Source organism: Mesorhizobium sp. M7A.F.Ca.ET.027.03.2.1 (genome assembly GCF_003999175.1).
GTDB lineage: Bacteria > Pseudomonadota > Alphaproteobacteria > Rhizobiales > Rhizobiaceae > Mesorhizobium.
In genome coordinates, this window is the sequence record NZ_RZOM01000682.1 from 1 (window position 1) to 3386 (window position 3386).

General features: G+C 64.4%; 3 protein-coding genes. All 3 read right to left on the reverse strand.

The window, feature by feature from the left end; genetic code table 11:
- Positions 1–670 (reverse strand): branched-chain amino acid ABC transporter permease (locus tag EN750_RS24815; RefSeq protein ID WP_145967891.1); only part of this gene is annotated, 670 nt, incomplete at its 3' end.
- A gap of 38 nt (positions 671–708) precedes the next feature.
- Positions 709–2013: an ABC transporter substrate-binding protein gene (locus EN750_RS24820; RefSeq protein ID WP_127398032.1), complete on the reverse strand. Its 1305-nt coding sequence runs from the start codon at positions 2011–2013 to the stop codon at positions 709–711.
- A 128-nt stretch (positions 2014–2141) separates the two neighbouring features.
- Positions 2142–3386: hypothetical protein (locus tag EN750_RS24825; RefSeq protein ID WP_127398033.1), on the reverse strand; the 1245-nt coding region annotated here is incomplete at its 5' end.

The following is a 3386-nucleotide window of genomic DNA, read 5'->3' on the forward strand; positions in this document are numbered from 1 at the left end:
GTCCCATCAGATAATGCGCCTGGCTGATCGGCACGATCAGCACCGCGGCAACGGCCGCCAGCATGGCACCGAGCGCGAAGACGCCGCCATAGACACGGCCGACAGGGATGCCGAAGGCCTGTGCGGTTTCGCTGTCATACTGCGTGGCGCGCATGACGAGGCCGATCCTGGTGCGCGTCAGCACCAGCCATGTCGCGGTGAGCAGCAGCGCGGAAGCGGCGATAACAGACAGTTTGTAGCCGGAGTAGCCGAACCAAGGCAAAAGGATGCGGTAGCTGAACGGCGGCTCGACCGGCCGGGCTTCCGGGCCATAGAAGGTCAGAGCCAGCTGCTGGATGATATAGAGCATGCCGATGGTGGCGACGATGGTGGCTTCCGGATTGTAATTGAGCCGGCGCAGCACCAGCCGTTCGGCGACCAGCGCAATGGCGCCGACGATCAGCGGAGCAATCACCAGCGCCGCCAGGAAGCCGAGCGCAGGGTGACCGCCGATGGCCGTGGTGATCGCCCAGGCGAGCACCGCGCCCAGCATGAAGAACTCGCCATGCGCGACATTGACCACGCGCATGACACCGAACACCAGGGACAGCCCAAGCGCCGTCAGCGCCAGCACGGCTGAGGTGACGAGGCCTTCGAGGGCAGCGAGGAGGAGGTGGGGACCAAAGTGCATCGGTTACACGCTGGCAGGCGCTTGCTGGAATGCCAAACTCACAGCGCCTGCGTCGTATAATCTCCCTCGGCCTCGTAAAGCCCGTCCTCGATCTTGGTCTTGTGCACGACCTTGAGCTTGCCGCCCTCGACCTTGGAGATGTTCTGGATACCAAAGCACTGGTGGATCTTGCCGTTGAAGGTTTTTGGCCCCTGCGGATGCTGCGGGCCTTCGGCGAACTCGGTCAGTGCCTCGGTCGCCTCGACCAGCTTGGCGCGGTCTTCCGGACCCTTGTAGCCGGCGTCTTCCATTGCCTTCTTGACGACATAGAGCGTCTCCCAGCAGCCGAACATGTGGGCTGCGGTGGAGACATCCTTGGGATCGCCGACGGCAGCGCCATTGTCATCGATGCCGACAGCGGTGCGGTAGGCCTTCTGCGCTTCGGAATCGTTGGCCTGCGCATAACGCGGCGAGCCTTCCCAGAAATGGCTGCCGTCGAGGAATTCGAGGCCGGGACTGTTGATGTCGGTGGCTTCGAGCGAATCGATGAAGCCGAACAGTTGCGGCCGGTTGGAGCCATAGAACTCGCCGAGCTCCTTGACGAAGGTCAGCACGGCCGGGCCGACCATGACGTGGTAGATCACCTCGGTCTCGGCCGGGATCTGCGGGAAGTATTTGGTGAAGGACGATTCCGTCGGCGGGATGGCGATCTGCGCGATGACCTCGCCGCCTTGCGCCTTCAGTGCCGGCGGCAGGTAGTCGCGATGGTCGTAGCCGAAAGCGAAATCGGGGAAGATCTGCGTCACCTTCTTGCCGGCATTGGCCGCGATCCACGGCGCCATCGACTGGATCTGGCTCTTCACGTCGGTGATGCCGGGCTGGAAGACATAGCGGTTCAGCTTTGTCGAGGCGACGTGATGGCCTTCGCTGACGACGAAATAGGGCATCTTGTTTTCGCCGGCGGCGGGCGCCGAGCCAATGACGACATGCGAGAACAGCGTGCCGAAGACGATGTCGGTCTTGTGCTGGGTGGCGAACTTGCCGACCACCTCGGCGCCACGGCCGGGATCGGTGCCGTCATCCTCGATGATCACCTCGACCTGACGGCCGTTGATGCCGCCGGCGGCGTTGATCGCCTTGACCGCGGCAGCCGTGGTCTTCTCGTACCAGCGGCCATAGGCGGCGCCGATGCCGGTGCGGTGCGACTGGAAGCCGATCTTGATCGGCGCCGAGCTCTGCGCCTGGGAATAGCGGACGAAGCCGGGGGCCAGGCCCAGACCGGCGCCGGCGGCCAGACCCTTCAGCGCCGTGCGGCGGGTGAGCGTGGATCTGGAGAGATCGAAAAACCCATTCTTGTCAGTCACGGCAGTTCCCCTGTTTTTGAGTTTTGACTGGCTGTAACGAGGCAAAAAATCGCATGTGTACAAACTAAATCACCAAAGCCCCGACGTGGCAAGCGGGCTTTCCCCGAAGGCATGCTGGTCGCCTTTTCTCATCCGACAGTCGGCGTGGCAAGCAACCAGAGGCCGAAGACGGTGTAGGCGATCATCAGCAAGGTGAGCGGGAACTGGCTGAGTGCCGCGCGGGAGGGCTGTGGGTGCAGGCGCCAGGCGAAGCCGTGAGCGACGAGGACGGCGAGCACATGGCCCAGGATGATGGCGCCGGCCTGGATATTCCACAGCCACCACGCAGAGTCCGCCCCCGCAACGATGCCGGCCTCGATCTGCATGTCGGCGGTGCCGAACAGGTTCCAGCCCAGCGCCAACGGATCGGACAGTGCCGCAAGCGCATACTGGCCGTCGACGAGCAGCGCCGTCAGATAATGCGCAACGTGATAGGCAAGCGCAATCGGCACGATCGACCACACCAGCAGGCCTGCGGCCTGGCCGAGCGTGTGATCGCTGCCGGCAAGACGCTGGCCGAGCCGGACGGCAAGCAGGAACACCGCCGCCAGCAGCGCGAATGTCAGGATCAGCCCGCAAGTGCCGCTGCCGATCAGCGCGGTGCGGCCGGGAAATTCGAGCGGGTTGATGCCGAACAGGCCGAGCCAGAAGAAGGTCTTCGACAGGCCGTCGAAGGACACCGACGACAGGGCCAGCAGCAGGAAGGCGATGCCGCTGGCCGGCAGGGGCTGCGCCGTCAGCAGCTTGGCGCCGGGCCAGCACAGGCCAAGCCGGCCGTCTTGGTTGCGTTCGGCCACGGCGAAGCGCGCCACCATCGAGAAGAAAACCGTCAGGAATTCACCGCTGCGGCTCCAGTCGCGATAGCCGAACGCCAGCATGGCGAGGAAAGAGAACAGCCAGTAGAGGCCGGCGGCCAAGGCCAGCCGCCCCGGATCGTCGGGCGCCGGATCGATGAGTTCGAACCAGGCGAAGGCGAAGAACAGGATGACAGCCGGCCAGCAGCCGACCCATCCGGGCAGGCGCCATGCTCCGTGATCCCTGGTCCCGAACAGGCGCGAGGCGAGACGCCATGCTCCATACCAGGGGTTGAGCCATGACCAGAGGTCGCCGAAGACACCCTGCAGCAGCGTGACGCCGGCCCACAACAGTGTCCAGATCACCAGTGGCAGAGGATTGGAAAGTGGGTCGCGGCTGCCGAAAAGGCCGGCGGCTATGAGGATTACAAAGCCGGCAAAGGAGAGCAGGCTGATGACGGTGCGGGCGGCGTTGCTGAGGGCAAACAACGGCAGGCGCCGGCGCCAGAAACGGTCCAGCAAATCCGCAGGCAGCAGCGC